The following is a 16653-nucleotide window of genomic DNA, read 5'->3' as shown; positions in this document are numbered from 1 at the left end:
CTCCTACTCTATCGTCGGAAACATCTTATGTGGCTTCATAAACCCTTCCTTTGTAGGATGGGCATGATAGACCGCAATTGCTTTCCCACTGATTCCAAAAACAATTTTATCATGTATCTTTAATAATGCATCTGCGGGAAGCACTTGTCCATTGAAAATTTCTTTTTCGTTTGCGGAAGTGATCTCCATATATGGATAATCTGTTAATGCATACTCAACTGGTAAAATGCATGTATCAATTTGTTCACCTTCCATCAGTTCAGCAACTTGTGCCAACGTAAAGCAATTCTCTTGCGTAAATGTACCTGAGGCTGTGCGTACGAGCTCTTTCATGTGTGCTGGATAGCCAAGTGCCGCTCCGATTTGCACAGCTAGTGTTCGAATATACGTCCCTTTACTACACGCTATACGTACTGGAAATGTAATTTCTTGCCCTTCATATATTTCTACATCATCTAGTAGTTCTAATGCATAAATGGTAACTTGACGTGTAGGTCTTTCGACAATTTCGCCTTTTCGAGCATATTCATAGAGACGTTTACCATTTACTTTGACAGCTGAAAACATCGGTGGCGTTTGTTGAATAACACCTGTTAGCGATGCTAAAACCTCTTGCAATTGAGTACGTGTGAACTTTTTAGCCGTACTATCTTGCTCAACCGTTTCTCCTTCTGCATCCTCCGTTGTCGTTGTACGGCCAATTGAAATAACAGCTTCATAGGTTTTCCCTGCATCAGTTAAGTATTCTGCGATGCGTGTTGCTTGACCAATACAAATGGGAAGAACTCCCTCAACACCTGGATCAAGTGTGCCTGTATGGCCAACTTTTTTAGTACGTAAAATTTTTCGTAATTTAAAAACGCAATCATGACTTGTCATGCCACGTTCTTTCCAAAGCGGTAAAATACCGTTCATAAATTTCCTCCTAAAATCAATTCATTTTTAGCAATTTTGATCTTCGTTAGATTTTCATCACTTTTAGGATCATCATCAAAACGTGTGGTTGATTTCCGTTCCGACTGGGCGCTTTGTAGCTGACACTTCGCTTTCGCACAGGAAACATCCGCTTCGCTGCAGGGTCTCGGGCCAACACGATGTGGGTCACGAAGGTGTTATCACAGGATGTGATGCTTTTAGCCTTCGTTTATTGCTAATCCCCAAGGAGTCGCCAGTCTCACTCCAATCAACTTCTTTACATAGACAATTGTCATCCATGACTTTTGAGGATAAATCCACTTTTAAGATAGAAGTGGATGCCTGACACCTACCGAAAAAAACTGGCGTGCGGTCGCCAAAACATATAGGTAAGCTCTGCACGAAGGCCAAAAAAGTCTGCCTGCATGAACATGCATCGGCAGACTTTTTTAAGTTAAGCTTATTCTTCGTGTAAACCACGTAGCAATGAATCAATACGGTTACCATATTCAATCGATGAATCGAATTCAAAGATTAGTTCTGGTGTACGACGTAAACGGATTCGTGACCCGATTTCTGAACGAATGAAACCAGAAGCCTTTAATAAAGCTTTTAAGGTTTCCTCTTTTTCACGTTCATTGCCTAGAGTTGTAATATAAATTGTCGCTTGTTGTAAATCACCTGTCACTTCAACACCAGTAACAGTAACGAAACCAACACGCGGATCTTTTATTTTACGTCCAATAATATCACCGAGTTCTTTTTTCATTTGCTCAGCGACACGGTTTGAGCGTAGAGACATAGTTTGTCACCTCAATTTCGATGTACAGAAAGTTATGTCTTCACTTGCACATATAGTTACATACAAGGTATGGCTAAATCATACAACACAACTTCTAATGTTACTTATAAATAGTCTCGCCACACATTTAACTGTTCCCAAGCCGGATTTGACTGTAAGTAGTGAAGCGCGTGATTTATTTCACGCTCGGCTGCTTCTTTTGAAGAAGAAACAGCAACAAGCGCTAATTTCGTGCGCTGCCATACATTTTGATGGTCAACTTCCGCAATGGATACATTAAATTTTTGCTTTGTGCGGGTAAGCATACGCTGTAAGACAGCACGTTTTTCCTTCAACGAATGGGCAGTTTGAATCATAAATTCAACCTCTGCATAAACAATCATTAAACGCGTTTAACTTCTTCCATAATATAGGCTTCAATAATGTCGCCTTCTTTAATATCGTTGAAGTTTGTAATAGTAATACCACATTCGTAACCTTTGGCAACTTCTTTTACTTCATCTTTGAAACGTTTAAGTGTATCTAATTCACCTTCAAAAATTACTACATTGTCGCGGATTACACGTACGCCAGAATCACGAGTTACTTTACCTTCTGTTACGTATGAACCAGCAATTGTACCAACTTTTGATACTTTAATTGTTTGGCGAACTTCTGCTTGACCAATAATTTTTTCTACGAATTCTGGATCAAGCATACCTTTCATTGCTTGTTCAATTTCCTCGATCACTTTATAGATAATGCGGTGTAGACGAATATCTACGCCTTCTTCTTCTGCTGCTCGTTTTGCATTGATATCTGGACGAACATTGAAGCCAATAACAATTGCATTTGAAGCTGCTGCAAGAGAAATATCTGATTCTGTAATCGCCCCAGCGCCAGTGTGAATAATTTTCACGTTTACGCCTTCTACATCAATTTTCATTAATGATGCAGCCATCGCTTCTACAGTACCTTGAACGTCAGCTTTTACAATTAAGTTAAGCTCTTTCATTTCACCTTGACTCATTTGTTCGAATAGATTATCAAGCGTTACACGTTGTTTTTCTGAGCGTTGTGCTTGAATCGCTGACATTGCACGAGTTTCACCAACTTGGCGTGCTGTTTTTTCGTCTTCAAAGACAACGAAACGGTCGCCAGCTTGTGGTACTTCATTTAAACCTGTGATTTCTACTGGCGTTGATGGTCCAGCTTCTTTCACACGACGTCCTTTATCGTTTACCATAGCACGTACTCGCCCAAAAGTATGGCCGACAACAATTGGATCCCCAACTTTTAATGTTCCATCTTGTACTAAAAGTGTTGCAACAGAACCTCGACCTTTATCTAGCTGTGCTTCAATTACTGTACCAAGCGCTAGACGATTAGGGTTTGCTTTTAATTCTCCCACTTCAGCGACAAGTAAAATCATTTCAAGTAATGTGTCGATACCCTCACCTTTTAATGCAGAGATTGGTACGAAAATTGTTTCTCCACCCCAAGCTTCAGGAACTAGGCCATGCTCTGTTAACTCTTGCATTACACGGTCTGGATTTGCTGAAGGTTTATCCATTTTATTGACTGCAACAATAATTGGTACTTCCGCCGCTTTTGCGTGGTTAATCGCTTCTACAGTTTGTGGCATTACGCCATCATCCGCAGCTACTACTAAAATCGTTAAGTCCGTTACTTTAGCACCGCGCGCACGCATCGTTGTAAAAGCAGCGTGTCCTGGTGTATCTAGGAACGAAATCTTTTTGTCGCCTTCAGTTACTTGATAAGCACCGATATGCTGAGTAATACCTCCAGCCTCACCAGCTGTAACCTTAGTATTGCGAATAGAGTCTAACAATGTAGTTTTACCATGGTCAACGTGACCCATAATTGTTACTACAGGAGGACGTTCTGATAAGTCCGCCTCGTTTACTTCTTCTGTTTGTTCGAAGTGTGTTTCTAAATCCGTAATATCTACACGAATTTCTTCTTCAACTTCTACACCATAGTCTGCGCAAATTAATTCAATTGCATCCTTATCTAATTCTTGGTTAATTGTTGCCATTACACCAAGCATAAATAATTTTTTAATAATTTCTGATGGCTCACGGTGTAATTTTTTAGCTAATTCCGCTACAGAAAGTGATTCAACAAACGTAATTTTTTCTGGTAATTCCTTTTGTTTCACTGGTTGACTTGGCTGATGTGTTTTTGGATGGCGACGTTTCCCGCCATGAATTCCTGGTTTTGGACGTTGGTTATAACCTCCGCCACCTCTACGATTATTATTATTGTTATTATTATTATTATTTGTCATATTTCGATTTTGACTACCTTTTGTATTCTTAGATTTTTCGTTAGACGAATTTGAGTTTTGATGCGTTTGTTGCTGATTATTGGCCTTAGGCTTGGAAGTAGCAGATTGCTGCTTTTGCCCATCTTGCTTTTTCACCGATTGCTGTGATTTTTGCGAAACATTTTGAGTAGGTTGCTTCGCGTCTGTTTTCGTTTTAAATGTTTGGTTTAACTTTGACACTACGTCTTTTTCTAACATTGACATATGGTTTGTTACGCTAACATTTAAATTATTTAGTGCTTCAATAACCTCTTTACTCGTTTTATTCACTTGTTTCGCATATTCATGAACTCTGATTTTGGTCATCTGCTCACCCCCGATTATTTTTCGTTGAGTAGACTAGACAATTTGCTTGCAAAACCTTTATCGGTAATAGCTAAAGCCACTCGGGCCTCCTTACCTGTAGCATGTCCTAGATCATAACGATCACCAATTACATGATACTCAACGTTGTAATACGTGCATTTATCTTGAATTTTTTTGCTAGAGTTTTTAGAAGCATCGTTTGCAAGCAGTACTAGCTTAGCATTACCATTGCGGACTTCCTTTACTACTAACTCTTCTCCTGAAGTCACTTTACGGGCTCTTGCTGCTATCCCAAGCAAATTATACACCGCTTGATTATTAATCATATAATAGACTCCCTACGAATCAACAAAATAAGCTCATCGTAGATTTCTTCAGGAATTTTTACATCAAGTTGGTGTCCTAAAACATTTTTCTTACGGGCGATTTCAATCGCTTTTTCCGATTTAGAGACATAGGCACCACGTCCGGGTTTTTTTCCGGAGATATCCACACTTACCTCGCCCTCTTTCGAACGAACGACACGGATCATTTCTTTCTTTGGTAGCATTTCTCCGGTTGCTACGCATTTTCGAAGAGGTACTTTTTTATTAATAGCCATAAGAATCACCTTTCCTCTCTGAAGCTTGTCGTAAGAGGTGGACTAGCTATGCACTACATTTTAACCAAAATATATTCCAATGTAGGCTCTGCCATTATTCAGTCGACGCAGCCCAACGCCCACTGAATAATGGCAGCTAACTAGTCACACGGTCTTTCTTACTTATTCTTCGTCGTCTTGATATAAGTCAACTGTCACATCATCAAAATCACTTTCTTCATCCTCAGCAGGTATGAAAGTGCTTGTTGCAGATGGATAAATGCCTAGCTCACGAGCATCTGTCTCACTCTTAATATCAATTTTCCAGCCAGTTAGCTTAGCTGCTAAACGAGCATTTTGACCACGTTTACCAATAGCTAGTGATAGTTGATAGTCTGGCACAACAACAGTAGTAGATTTTTCTTCTTCATTGACTTGAACATCTAAAACTTTAGATGGGCTAAGCGCATTTGCTACAAATACAACTGGGTCTTCTGACCATTCAACGATATCGATTTTTTCGCCGTTTAATTCATTTACAATTGTTTGCACACGAGCGCCTTTTGCTCCTACACATGAACCTACTGGATCTACCTCTTCGTTATGTGCATAAACAGAAATTTTAGAACGATCTCCTGCTTCACGAGCAATAGATTTAATTTCTACAATACCTTCATAAATTTCGGGTACTTCCATTTCAAATAAGCGGCGTAATAAACCAGGATGTGTACGTGAAACAATAACTTGTGGTCCGCGCGTTGTACGTTCAACCTTTGTAATATAAACTTTGATGCGATCGTGTGGATGGTATGTTTCACCTTGAATTTGTTCGTTTTGTGGTAATGCAGCCTCTACTTTTCCAAGACCTACGTAAATATTACGAGCATCTAGACGCTCAACTACACCAGTCACGATATCATCTTCACGGTCCACATATTGCTCGTAAATTAAGCCGCGTTCTGCTTCGCGAACACGTTGTGTTACAACTTGTTTCGCTGTCTGTGCAGCAATACGACCAAAGTTTCGAGGTGTTACTTCCTGCTCAACAACATCTTCCAATTGGTATGCAGGATTGATAGCCTTAGCATCTTCTTCAGAAATTTGTAAACGGTCATCTTCAACTTCTTCAACAACATCTTTGCGTGAAAAGACACGAATAGAGCCCTTATCTAAATTTAAATCAACACGAACATTTTGTGCTTGATTGAAGTTGCGTTTGTAAGCTGTAACTAATGCCGCTTCTATTGCTTCAATTAACACATCTCTTGAAATTCCTTTTTGTTCTTCTAGCGCATTTAGCGCATCTAACAAATCACTACTCATTTTTGTTTTCACTCCTAAATATGCATTATGCTTAGAAATCGATGGCTAGTCGCGCCAATGCGATTTTTTCTTGTTCAATTGTTACTGTAATTTTACGCGTTTTAATGCGTACTTCCATCACTAATGTATGTTCATCGTATGACGTTAAGTAGCCTTGGAATTCCTTCATGTCCTTAATGGGCTCATAGGTTTTAACATAAATAAATTTGCCAATCGCATTTTCAAAATCAGTATCTTTTTTTAATGGACGTTCTGCTCCAGGTGAAGAAACTTCTAAATAATAGTTTTGTGTAATTGGATCATTTTCATCCAATAGCAAACTTAGTCGTTCACTAACTTGAGCACATTGTTCAATGTCAATTCCACCTTGAGGTGTATCCACATAAACACGTAAAAACCAGTTACGTCCTTCTTTCACGAACTCGACATCTACTAGCTCAAGATTTAACTCTTCAACAATCGGTTTGGCGAGCTCTTCAATTAAAGATGGTACTTTGCTCATTATTTCCTCCTGTATCTATCCAATTCTGGCGTAATAAAACAGAAATTCCACCAGTAGCTTTGGTGAAATTTAACGGTCTTACCTGCTGTTAGTCAAAAATTTGTTTTGCTACGGTATAACAACAGAAAAGAGCGGGAAGGTCCCACTCTTTTGCTGGAAAAATATCAACAAATTATTACCATAAGGATAGCATAGTTTACAGCACAATGCAAATTTCCTTTTTCTAGACAACTCATCTAACCAATATGCTTCGGCTTAATTGTGTCTGGAAATTGAAATTTGTGCTTAAATTAGGCTTATCACCAAAACGAGGGGGTTGATTTCCGTTCTGTGGCTAGGTGCTTTCTTAGGAGCGTCCAGCCTTCACTTCAATCAACTTATTCATGGTATACATTTAACAAATGTCATCCTCAACTTTATAAGCCTTAATTTGAGCATAAGGCTTATAAGTTATTCGTTATTGATGATGCCTTTAGATTACCCTTCTTATTTTAGAAAAGTGATAATTGATTTGCATCAGGCATTCCTTCTAAACAACCCAATTGATCCATGTATTCAATCAATGTCTTGGATACTCGACCTCGTTGTTGTAAATCTTCCTTCGATAAAAATTCTCCGTCCTCACGTGCTGCCACAATTTGTTTAGCAACGTTTGTACCAAGTCCAGGGATAGCATCGAATGGTGGAATTAAAGAGTTTCCATCAATGATAAATTCACTAGCTTGCGAACGATATAAGTCTACCTTCTGGAAGCTCATGCCACGCTCACACATTTCAAGTGCTAGTTCCATCACAGTTAATAGGTTTTTTTCTTTTGTTGAAGCATCTAAGCCTTTTATATTGATTTCATCAATTTTTGCACGAATCATTTGCGAGCCCTGTACCATGGCAATTAAATCAAAATCATCTGCACGGACTGTAAAATATGCTGCATAATAAAGAATCGGGAAATGTACTTTAAACCATGCAATACGAACAGCCATTAACACATAAGCTGCTGCATGGGCTTTCGGGAACATATATTTTATCTTTTTACATGAATCGATATACCAACCTGGTACTTTATTTGCTAGCATTTCTGCCTCAAACTCTTCAGATAAACCTTTCCCTTTACGTACGGACTCCATAATTTTAAATGCCAGAGAAGGTTCTAGCCCTTGGTAAATTAAATACACCATAATATCATCACGACAGCCAATTACTTCTTTTAGCACACATGTACCGTTTTGAATTAACTCTTGCGCGTTACCAAGCCATACGTCTGTTCCGTGTGAAAGTCCTGAAATTTGCACAAGCTCTGAGAATGTTGATGGCTTCGTATCTTCAAGCATTTGACGAACAAAACGAGTACCGAACTCAGGAATACCGAGTGTCCCGGTCTTACAGCCGATTTGTTTTTCTGTTACACCTAAAGATTCTGGAGTACTAAAGATTTTCATAACGACTGGATCATCTGTTGGAATCGTTTTTGGGTCTATCCCTGATAGATCCTGCAACATCCGAATTACAGTCGGGTCATCGTGCCCAAGAATATCAAGCTTTAAAATATTATCGTGAATGGAATGGAAATCAAAATGCGTCGTACGCCATTCTGCATCCTGTGCATCTGCAGGGAATTGCACTGGTGAGAAGTCAAAAATATCCATATAATCTGGTACTACGATAATCCCCCCAGGGTGTTGTCCTGTTGTACGTTTTACACCTGTACAGCCTTGCACTAAGCGATCTACCTCTGCACCACGGAAATGTAAGTTGTTATCACTAGCATAGCCCTTTACATAGCCATACGCTGTTTTTTCCGCAACTGTTCCGATTGTTCCAGCACGATATACATAATCCTCACCGAATAGTACCTTCGTATAGTTATGAGCTTGTGGTTGATATTCACCAGAAAAGTATGACGATAGGTAAGCATTTGATATGATCTCCAGCTTTTCCCCCGTCCCACACCGTACATGACCCTTTCGGCGTCATACGGCGTTCCATCGTTAACTTTGTTGAAATTTATAAACTAAGCTTTGGATTTCCTACTTCCGTTCTTAGTTCGTTTAATTTAATTATTGCTTTCTTTTCGAATCGAGCTAACATCTTTACATAATTTTTATTAGCGAGCGGGTCCTTTGTATGAACAAGCATGTGATAACTCCCGTTGATAATAATCAAGTTATCATAGTCGTCAGTTCCACCGTGAGCTGTTGGCTTAATATGATGACAAACAGCTTGATGTGGAGTAAGCCTTTCTCCTGTTATACCGCAACTCCCTTTTTGAGCCACATACTTGCTCAAACGATTATTTTCATACAAGACACTCTTAGCTTTATATATTCCTTTACGAAACATCTCAATTTCACGAACAGACACATGTTTTAAATCTTTATGAATTAAGGACCTGTCTTTCTCATTATAAATCGTAAATTCAGGCTTTCTTTGTCCTCGTATATCATGTCGAATTGCTTCAATAGGATATACCAGCAATCCATTACTTTTAAATCTTTGATAATTGTAACTCCCATAAAATTTATCAATGACATTGTTTGTTTCCTTCGTTTTCACGAATATACTTCTAAACAACAATGATTTGATATTCGGATGAACTTTATGTCTTATTGAATTGAAATCTTGTGATATCCTGGTCGCAATTTTGTAATAGTTATGCAGTCCAAGAATATTAGCATTAAAGTTCATCACTTTTTCTGGAGTAGGACTTTTTCTAAGTTTAACTAACTGATACCTTATAACCCCTTGCACTTTTTCTTTTGCTTTAGGGTCCATTTTAGAATTTACGATATACCCTGTTTTAGCGTTGCCTTTTTGAACAGCTCTAAATCGTATCCCTAAAAAATCTGTACCATTTTTACGAAGATTTGTGATTTTACTCTTTTCTTTACTTACCTCAAGCCTTAGCCGCTCTTTTAGCCATTTTTCAACAGCTATTTTAATCTTTCGAGCGTTTTCAAAAGAGTTTGTAAAGATTTTAAAATCATCTGCATATCTAACAAGGTACATAGGATTTAGCCTTGTTTTCTTTAGAGCATCTGTTTTATTTCGTTTCAGTTTATAAGGTACTTCCGTTGGCTTTGATTCCCACTGATTCGATACCCACCAATCTAATTCGTTCAATACTATATTAGCAAGAAGCGGGGATAAGATACCGCCTTGTGGAGTTCCCTTTGTCGGAATACCTTCACCTGTAATTTTAGCTCTTAGCATCTTTTTAATAATTGTTAAAACTTTTTGGTCCCTTATACCAATTGTCCATAATTGCCTCATAAGCTTTTTATGACTAACGTTATCAAAAAATCCTTTTATATCTATATTAACCACAAAATGTTGATGACTATGATTAACCAAATGATAACATCTCGCTAATGCATCATGTGTGCTTCTTTTTGGTCTAAATCCGTAGCTTTGAGGATGAAACCTAGCTTCTACAATCGGCTCCAAAACTTGTAGGAACATTTGCTGAATCAATCTATCTTCAATTGTAGGTATTCCAAGTGGTCTCATTTTTCCATTTGGCTTCGGAATAAACAACCTTTTAACCGAGTGTGGTGTATAGTTTTCAAGTCTTTTTCTTATTATCTTTATTAGCTTGTCGGCATTCATTTTGTTTAAATGTTTAATTGTGTGTCCGTTTGTACCTTTCGTTTTACTACCTGTATTACTTTTTAGGTTACGAAAAGCGAGTAAAATATTTTTTTCAGAAATAATCAGCTTATAAATATCTGTAAAGTATCGACCCTTTTCACTTTCTTTAAAGAGGTTATCAAATGTCTCTTGTAATCCAAAATATTCGTTATATCTTAACTTTTGAATCATTAAGTCAGCCAACTAATCACTTCCTTTACGAAGTTTTCGTTCTCTTTAGTCATACACGAATCTGACTTATTGTAGGTTTTTGTTTCAACGTTAACGACTTGTGCCCTTCCCTCTGAAATGTTTTTCCCTCCGACTTATTGGTTATTCAGTCATCAACAGCATTTCTTCGTCGGTACTACGGCACTACTGCCACTCCTTTAAAGTATGTTATAGCGATTTGCCTTTCCATACACCGTCGTCATTGAAGTGCAACCTTCTCTTACGTTAGGAGCTTCACACGTTCCACTATTTCTATCTGTACATAATTCCCGTAGGTTCCCTCTAAATTCCGCTAGGCAAAGATTGTGCCTGTAACACAATATGGATTTTCATAACCTAACGCTTACTCATCCACACCTAGAAGTCCTCACTGGACCCCGCAGCATTTCTACTACGTGATATTTACGAAAAGTCAGTCGAGGGTTCGTCTCGATGATTCTACCGGTTCTAACCATAGGAATTTTATAGACGCCAGACCTATCATTCACAAGAGATTTCTATCCCTCTTTCCACAGCCAAACTGTTTGGGTGAACTTCAGCCTACTTTAACGAGCTTCAAACGTTTTTGGTGTTTGCAATACCGTCCACGCTTGTCGTAGCTTTAGCGAGTGTGTTTCAAGACGTTACTCTCTCATTCCACACTTTGAAATAGCAGTTCTACCAATTAAGGTGGTTAACCTTTTCAGTTAACAACGTGTCGCACTCAAATCGATATCAGGTACCTTATCTCCTTTAAAGCCAAGGAACGTTTCGAATGGGATATCCTGTCCATCTTTTTTATACGGTGTTCCACATTCCGTACAATCTTTATTTGGTAAGTCAAAGCCTGAGCTTACTGAACCATCATTAAAAAACTCGGAATGCTTACAATTTGGACAAATATAATGCGGTGGAAGTGGATTTACTTCAGTAATCTCCATAAAGGTCGCTACTAACGAAGATCCAACAGATCCACGAGAACCTACTAAATAGCCATCCGCTAATGATTTTTTCACAAGCTTCGCTGAAATTAAATAAATTACGCCGAAACCATGGCCTAAAATTGACTTTAATTCCTTTTCAATTCGGGCCTTCACGATTTCTGGTAGTTCTTCTCCATATATTAGATGTGCCATTTCATAGGTTAAATTTGTAACCTCATCATCGGAGCCTTCAATTTTTGGTGTATATAAATCATCTTTAATCGGCTTAACATCACCAATCATATTTGCGACTTTTTGAGAATTGGTGACAACGACTTCCTTCGCAAGATCCGGTCCTAAAAAATCAAATTCCTTAAGCATCTCATTAGTCGTTCTAAAATGAACTTCAGGTAGCTTTGATCTATTTAAGATGTTGGCACCACCTTGAGAGCCAATTAGTATTTGTCTAAACATCCCATCTGTCGGATCTAAGTAATGGACATTACCGGTAGCTACAACCGGTTTATCAATTTTCTTCCCGAGCTTTACAAGCTTGCGAATAATATCTTCAAGTGTCCATTCATCACGTATGACATTGCGCTCAATTAACGGTGCATACACTGCTTTTGGTTGAACTTCAATATAATCATAAAATCTTGCAACTTGCTCTGCTTCCTCTGGGGATTTATTCATCATCGTCTCGAATAATTCACCATTACTACAACCTGATCCGACTAATAAACCTTCTCTATATTGCTCTAGAACCGCTCGTGTTACGCGAGGTACACGATAGAAAGTTTTTGTATGGGAGTGGCTGACTATTTTAAATAAATTTTTTAATCCAGCATTATCTACCGCTAATATTGTGCAATGCATTGGTCGTCCCTTTTTATATGCATCTCCACCACCAACATGCTTATTAAAGTCGTCGTGGTATTTAATATCTACTTCGGCTGCATCTTTTAGCAGCTGTAAAAGTAAATAACCCGTTGCCTCTGTATCATAAATAGCTCGGTGATGCTGGGTTAATTCAATATTGAATTTTTTACAAAGCGTATTTAAACGATGGTTTTTCATCGTTGGATACAGCATTCTCGCAAGCTCCAACGTATCAATAACTGGATGAACTGTTCCCTCTAGCCCATATTTTTTATAGCCTGTGTATAAAAAGCCCATATCAAACGATGCATTATGGGCTACGACTATGCTATCTCCGATAAATTCATGGAACTCCTTAATGACTTGTTCTACTTCTGGCGCGTTCCGTACCATATCATCTGTAATACCTGTCAGCTCAATGGTCGTTGCTGAAAGTGGATGATGAGGATTGGCAAAGCTTTCGTATTTGTCTATAACATTTCCATCTTGAATTTTAACTGCAGCTAGCTCAATAATAGTATCGTAAGCAGTAGATAAACCTGTCGTCTCTACGTCAAACACGACATAAGTAGTATCAGCTAATAATCGGTTCTCAGGTGCATAAGCAATCGGTACACCGTCATCTACTAAATTAGCCTCCAAGCCATAAATAACTTTTATACCATGCTTTTTCCCTGCTGAATAAGCCTCTGGGAAAGATTGCACAACAGCATGGTCAGTAATAGCCACGGCCGGATGACCCCACTTTGCCGCCTGCGCAACAAGTCTTTCAACTGGTGTCACAGCGTCCATTTGACTCATTGGTGTATGCAAATGTAATTCGACTCGTTTTTCTCCATCTGGCGCCGTATCCTGTCGTGTTTCTTTTTTGATTTCATTGATATCATTTGCCATAACGATTAAATCACGAATGAATGTGTCAGTTTGTACAGAGCCTCGGACTTTTACCCACATGCCTTTTTTCAAATGCTTCATAAGTTCTGCATCATCATTATCACGTGAGAACATTTTTACTACGATAGAATCCGTATAATCGGTGATTTTAATTTGTAATAAAGAGCGACCACTTTTCAGCTCCCTAATTTCCGTATCAAAAACAAAACCTTCTATGATAACACGGCGTTCTTCCTCAACAATGCGTTTAATTTCCATTGTTTCATCATCTTTAATTAGCATACCAAGCTGGAATGGGCGGTCACCAAGGTTCGCAATAGCTGGATTTTCTTTCTTCTCCTGCTCACGTTTTTGGTAATCTTGTATCGCTTGTTGGGCTAAAGCTGCTTCCTCTAAACGCCTCTGTTCCATGAAAGCTTCCTGTGCCGCGATCATTTCTTCCGTTTGATCTTGAAGCATAAAATCTATCACAATGTGTGGAAAGCCAAATTGACTATAGCTTTCGGAAAGCTTTTCTGCATACTTTGTTTTCAGCATCATAAATTCCATTTCTTGCATGCAAGATAAAGTGATCTTTTGCCCATTCCACATAGGCATTTGCGATGCTAGACAATGTTTTAAGGGTGGCGCCATCTCATCTATTTGTTCTACTACTGTTAACCAATATTGTTGGACAAGTTCTTCGGTAACATTTTTCTCTATCGTATCAAAAGTTGTGTGGATTTGAGCGATAGCTGAAAATTTTTCAGTCAACCGAGTACGAAATAATTGGTATAGCGGAAAAGGAAGTACGTCTCGTAATTTAATGGTAAAATTCCATAGCCTGTTCTTTTTGTGTACAGTTAGGCGTGATAATTCACCTTCTTCAAAAAAGGACATATACACATCATCTGTTAACTCTAGTTGTTGCAAGAGCATTTGAAACTTCGTTCTTGCTTCTTGTTGCTGTTCCAATCTATTGACACCTACTTTCAGAAAGAGGCATCTTAAAAGCCCCTTGTTTTATTTCCTCACCAACGTTTACGAACTAAAGAAAAAATTCGCTCCCTTTCCGCGGGCGACTGTCAAGCCTCACAAATCCTAAACATCTATGAATTCATGCTTGGCTCGCTGTCCCCGAGAAGTGGCGCGAATCTTTATCTATTTAATGCCATTTCATCCTTTTTGGGACAAGCATATCTAAAGGAAAATCAATTATTTCGGAATCGGCTTGGCACTTAGGTTTGCATATGCAGGTCAGTAGCCATTATCACATCGATGAATTTAGGCTAGCAACCTTAGCTCCTTTCCGATTCCATGCTTTAGGCCATCACGAAGTTGGACATTCAGTCGTTGCAACAGGATGTGGCGTTTTTTTAGACTGAGCTCCTCTATTTCAGCGGGTGCTTGGACATCCACTAAAAAGGGACTTCAGCTAAAAGGAGTTAATTTTTGCGGAAAAATTCATTTAAGCGATCAATGACCTCTTCTTTTTTCCATTCGAACGTTTCACCTGTTTGACGGAATTTAACCTCAACTATACCTTCTGTTGCTTTTTTACCTACTGTTACGCGGACCGGTAAGCCAATTAAGTCAGCATCTGCGAATTTAACCCCAGCGCGCTCAGCACGATCATCTAATAGCACATCATAACGGTATGATTTTAATAAGCCATATAGCTCATCAGCTAAGGCAACCTGTGTTTCATCCTTTGTATTAACAGGGACAACATGGATATCATATGGCGCTAATTGTGTTGGCCAAACAAAACCATTTTCATCTTGGAAATGCTCTGCAACAGCAGCTAAAATACGTGATACACCAATACCATAGCATCCCATGATAAACGGTTGTGATTTACCTTGTTCGTCTAAGAATGTACCATTCATTTTTGCAGAGTAAGTTGTTCCTAATTTGAAAATATGACCAACCTCGATACCTTCTGCAAATTTGATCAATCCTTGTCCATCTGGAGATGGATCACCCTCTTGAATAAAACGAATATCTAAGTATTCATTCACTGCAAAATCACGCTCTGGATTAACATTAACTAAATGGAAACCATCTTCATTTGCACCAGCTACACCGTTACGTATAGATTTGATAGCATTGTCAGCCACTACTTTGACGTCTACTGGTAATTTAACAGGACCGATTGAACCAACTCCACAGCCTAATAAATCACGGATTGCCGCTTCACTAGCAAGTTCAACAGAACCAGCATCAAGCGCATTTTTCAGCTTAATATCATTAATTTCGTGATCTCCACGAGCAAGGACAACAACTAATTCACCGTCAACATCAAATACTAATGATTTAATGACATTTGAAGGCTCAACATTTAAGAAAGCTGATACTTCTTCGATTGTTTTTTGGTCTGGTGTTGCCACTTTTTCAAGCTCTTTTAATGCTTCATCTGATGGTTGATAGTCTACAAGAACTTCTGCCATTTCGATGTTTGCAGCATAATTAGACGTGTCAGAGTATGCAATTGTATCTTCCCCAATTTCAGAAAGCACCATAAATTCATGCGTACCTTTCCCACCAATCGAGCCTGCATCTGCAATAACTGCACGATAGTTTAAACCTAGACGAGAGAAAATATTTGAATAAGCACGATACATATCATCATATGTTTCATCCAAACTTTCACGTGATGCATGGAAAGAGTATGCATCTTTCATAATAAACTCTCTGCCTCGTAGTAAACCAAAGCGAGGACGTTTTTCATCACGGAATTTAGTTTGAATTTGATAAAGTGTTAGCGGTAATTTTTTATACGATTTAATTTCATCGCGTACTAAAGTTGTGATCACTTCTTCATGAGTTGGCCCTAATGCGAAATCACGATCATGACGGTCCTTTAAACGCATTAATTCTGGACCGTATTTTTCCCAGCGGCCTGATTCCTGCCAAAGTTCCGCAGATTGTAATGAAGGCATTAAAAGCTCAATAGAATTGATCGCTTCCATCTCTTCACGAATAATATTTTCTATTTTTGTTAACACACGTTTTGCAAGCGGTAAATACGAGTATACCCCACTTGTATTTTGACGAATAAACCCTGCACGTAATAATTGCTTATGTGATTTTACCTCTGCATCAGCAGGTACTTCACGTAGCGTTGGGATAAATGTTTTACTTTGCTTCATTCAGTGTTCCACCTTTTTAATAGATAAGTTTTATACTCTAATTAGCATAAACAAATTTAGCTTTGAACGCAATGTTTCAAAAAAATTGCGCTCAAAGCTATGTTTTTTCAATCCATTTTCACCTTAGCATACTTGCCTTGGCATCTTCTAACTATATTTCACTTGAAAAACTTAACTTAACTTCATTTATTTAGCTCAATTATGCCTCTGCATAATTGCGTCCGGAATTGGC

10 protein-coding genes and 2 pseudogenes are annotated in these 16653 nt (G+C 38.5%); all 12 read right to left on the bottom strand.

Translation table 11 applies throughout. From position 1 onward, the window contains the following. Positions 1-3: 3 nt before the first annotated feature. The 12 genes and pseudogenes from truB to PVA17_RS00545 all read right to left on the bottom strand — a co-directional run bounded on the left by truB (position 4) and on the right by PVA17_RS00545 (position 16421). The gene (gene truB, locus PVA17_RS00600; protein WP_132357399.1) at positions 4-915 is read right to left on the bottom strand and encodes a tRNA pseudouridine(55) synthase TruB; all 912 of its coding nucleotides are present in this window, start codon (positions 913-915) and stop codon (positions 4-6) included. A 460-nt stretch (positions 916-1375) separates the two neighbouring features. After that, positions 1376-1717 carry a 30S ribosome-binding factor RbfA gene (gene rbfA / locus PVA17_RS00595; RefSeq protein ID WP_100543905.1) on the bottom strand — a complete coding sequence of 114 codons (342 nt, stop codon included), beginning with the start codon at positions 1715-1717 and terminating at the stop codon, positions 1376-1378. Between the two features lie 104 nt (positions 1718-1821). Then, the gene (locus PVA17_RS00590; RefSeq protein ID WP_132357400.1) at positions 1822-2100 is read right to left on the bottom strand and encodes a DUF503 domain-containing protein; all 279 of its coding nucleotides are present in this window, start codon (positions 2098-2100) and stop codon (positions 1822-1824) included. Next, the gene (gene infB / locus PVA17_RS00585) at positions 2100-4352 is read right to left on the bottom strand and encodes a translation initiation factor IF-2 (RefSeq protein WP_132357401.1); all 2253 of its coding nucleotides are present in this window, start codon (positions 4350-4352) and stop codon (positions 2100-2102) included. Before infB ends, PVA17_RS00590 begins: the two co-directional genes overlap by 1 nt. A 14-nt stretch (positions 4353-4366) precedes the next feature. After that, positions 4367-4678, bottom strand: coding sequence for a YlxQ family RNA-binding protein (locus tag PVA17_RS00580; RefSeq protein WP_371873301.1), 312 nt, complete (start codon positions 4676-4678; stop codon positions 4367-4369). Next, positions 4675-4953, bottom strand: a complete 279-nt coding sequence (gene rnpM / locus PVA17_RS00575; RefSeq protein ID WP_053594244.1) for an RNase P modulator RnpM — start codon at positions 4951-4953, stop codon at positions 4675-4677. Before rnpM ends, PVA17_RS00580 begins: the two co-directional genes overlap by 4 nt. 162 nt (positions 4954-5115) lie before the next feature. Further along, positions 5116-6255, bottom strand: coding sequence for a transcription termination factor NusA (gene nusA, locus PVA17_RS00570; RefSeq protein WP_132357402.1), 1140 nt, complete (start codon positions 6253-6255; stop codon positions 5116-5118). Between the two features lie 31 nt (positions 6256-6286). Further along, positions 6287-6757 carry a ribosome maturation factor RimP gene (gene rimP / locus PVA17_RS00565; RefSeq protein ID WP_132357403.1) on the bottom strand — a complete coding sequence of 157 codons (471 nt, stop codon included), beginning with the start codon at positions 6755-6757 and terminating at the stop codon, positions 6287-6289. A gap of 491 nt (positions 6758-7248) precedes the next feature. After that, positions 7249-8652: pseudogene (locus PVA17_RS00560) on the bottom strand (PolC-type DNA polymerase III); the annotation flags it as partial. Positions 8653-8761: 109 nt separating this feature from the next. After that, positions 8762-10588: a group II intron reverse transcriptase/maturase gene (gene ltrA, locus PVA17_RS00555; RefSeq protein WP_274066607.1), complete on the bottom strand. Its 1827-nt coding sequence runs from the start codon at positions 10586-10588 to the stop codon at positions 8762-8764. A gap of 728 nt (positions 10589-11316) precedes the next feature. After that, positions 11317-14244: pseudogene (locus PVA17_RS00550) on the bottom strand (PolC-type DNA polymerase III); the annotation flags it as partial. A gap of 470 nt (positions 14245-14714) precedes the next feature. After that, the gene (locus tag PVA17_RS00545; protein ID WP_132357407.1) at positions 14715-16421 is read right to left on the bottom strand and encodes a proline--tRNA ligase; all 1707 of its coding nucleotides are present in this window, start codon (positions 16419-16421) and stop codon (positions 14715-14717) included. Between the last annotated feature and the right edge of the window lie 232 nt (positions 16422-16653).

It is taken from the genome of Lysinibacillus sp. CNPSo 3705 (assembly GCF_028674935.1).
Lineage (GTDB): Bacteria > Bacillota > Bacilli > Bacillales_A > Planococcaceae > Lysinibacillus.
Note: the sequence above shows the minus strand (reverse complement) of the source record. Positions and strands in the feature narration are given on the sequence as shown.

Bases quoted from the DNA above. Each gene is read 5' to 3' on its own strand.
- truB (WP_132357399.1), bottom strand. From the start codon at position 915: ATGAACGGTATTTTACCGCTTTGGAAAGAACGTGGCATGACAAGTCAT.
- rbfA (WP_100543905.1), bottom strand. From the start codon at position 1,717: ATGTCTCTACGCTCAAACCGTGTCGCTGAGCAAATGAAAAAAGAACTC.
- PVA17_RS00590 (WP_132357400.1), bottom strand. From the start codon at position 2,100: ATGATTGTTTATGCAGAGGTTGAATTTATGATTCAAACTGCCCATTCG.
- infB (WP_132357401.1), bottom strand. From the start codon at position 4,352: ATGACCAAAATCAGAGTTCATGAATATGCGAAACAAGTGAATAAAACG.
- PVA17_RS00580 (WP_371873301.1), bottom strand. From the start codon at position 4,678: ATGATTAATAATCAAGCGGTGTATAATTTGCTTGGGATAGCAGCAAGA.
- rnpM (WP_053594244.1), bottom strand. From the start codon at position 4,953: ATGGCTATTAATAAAAAAGTACCTCTTCGAAAATGCGTAGCAACCGGA.
- nusA (WP_132357402.1), bottom strand. From the start codon at position 6,255: ATGAGTAGTGATTTGTTAGATGCGCTAAATGCGCTAGAAGAACAAAAA.
- rimP (WP_132357403.1), bottom strand. From the start codon at position 6,757: ATGAGCAAAGTACCATCTTTAATTGAAGAGCTCGCCAAACCGATTGTT.
- PVA17_RS00545 (WP_132357407.1), bottom strand. From the start codon at position 16,421: ATGAAGCAAAGTAAAACATTTATCCCAACGCTACGTGAAGTACCTGCT.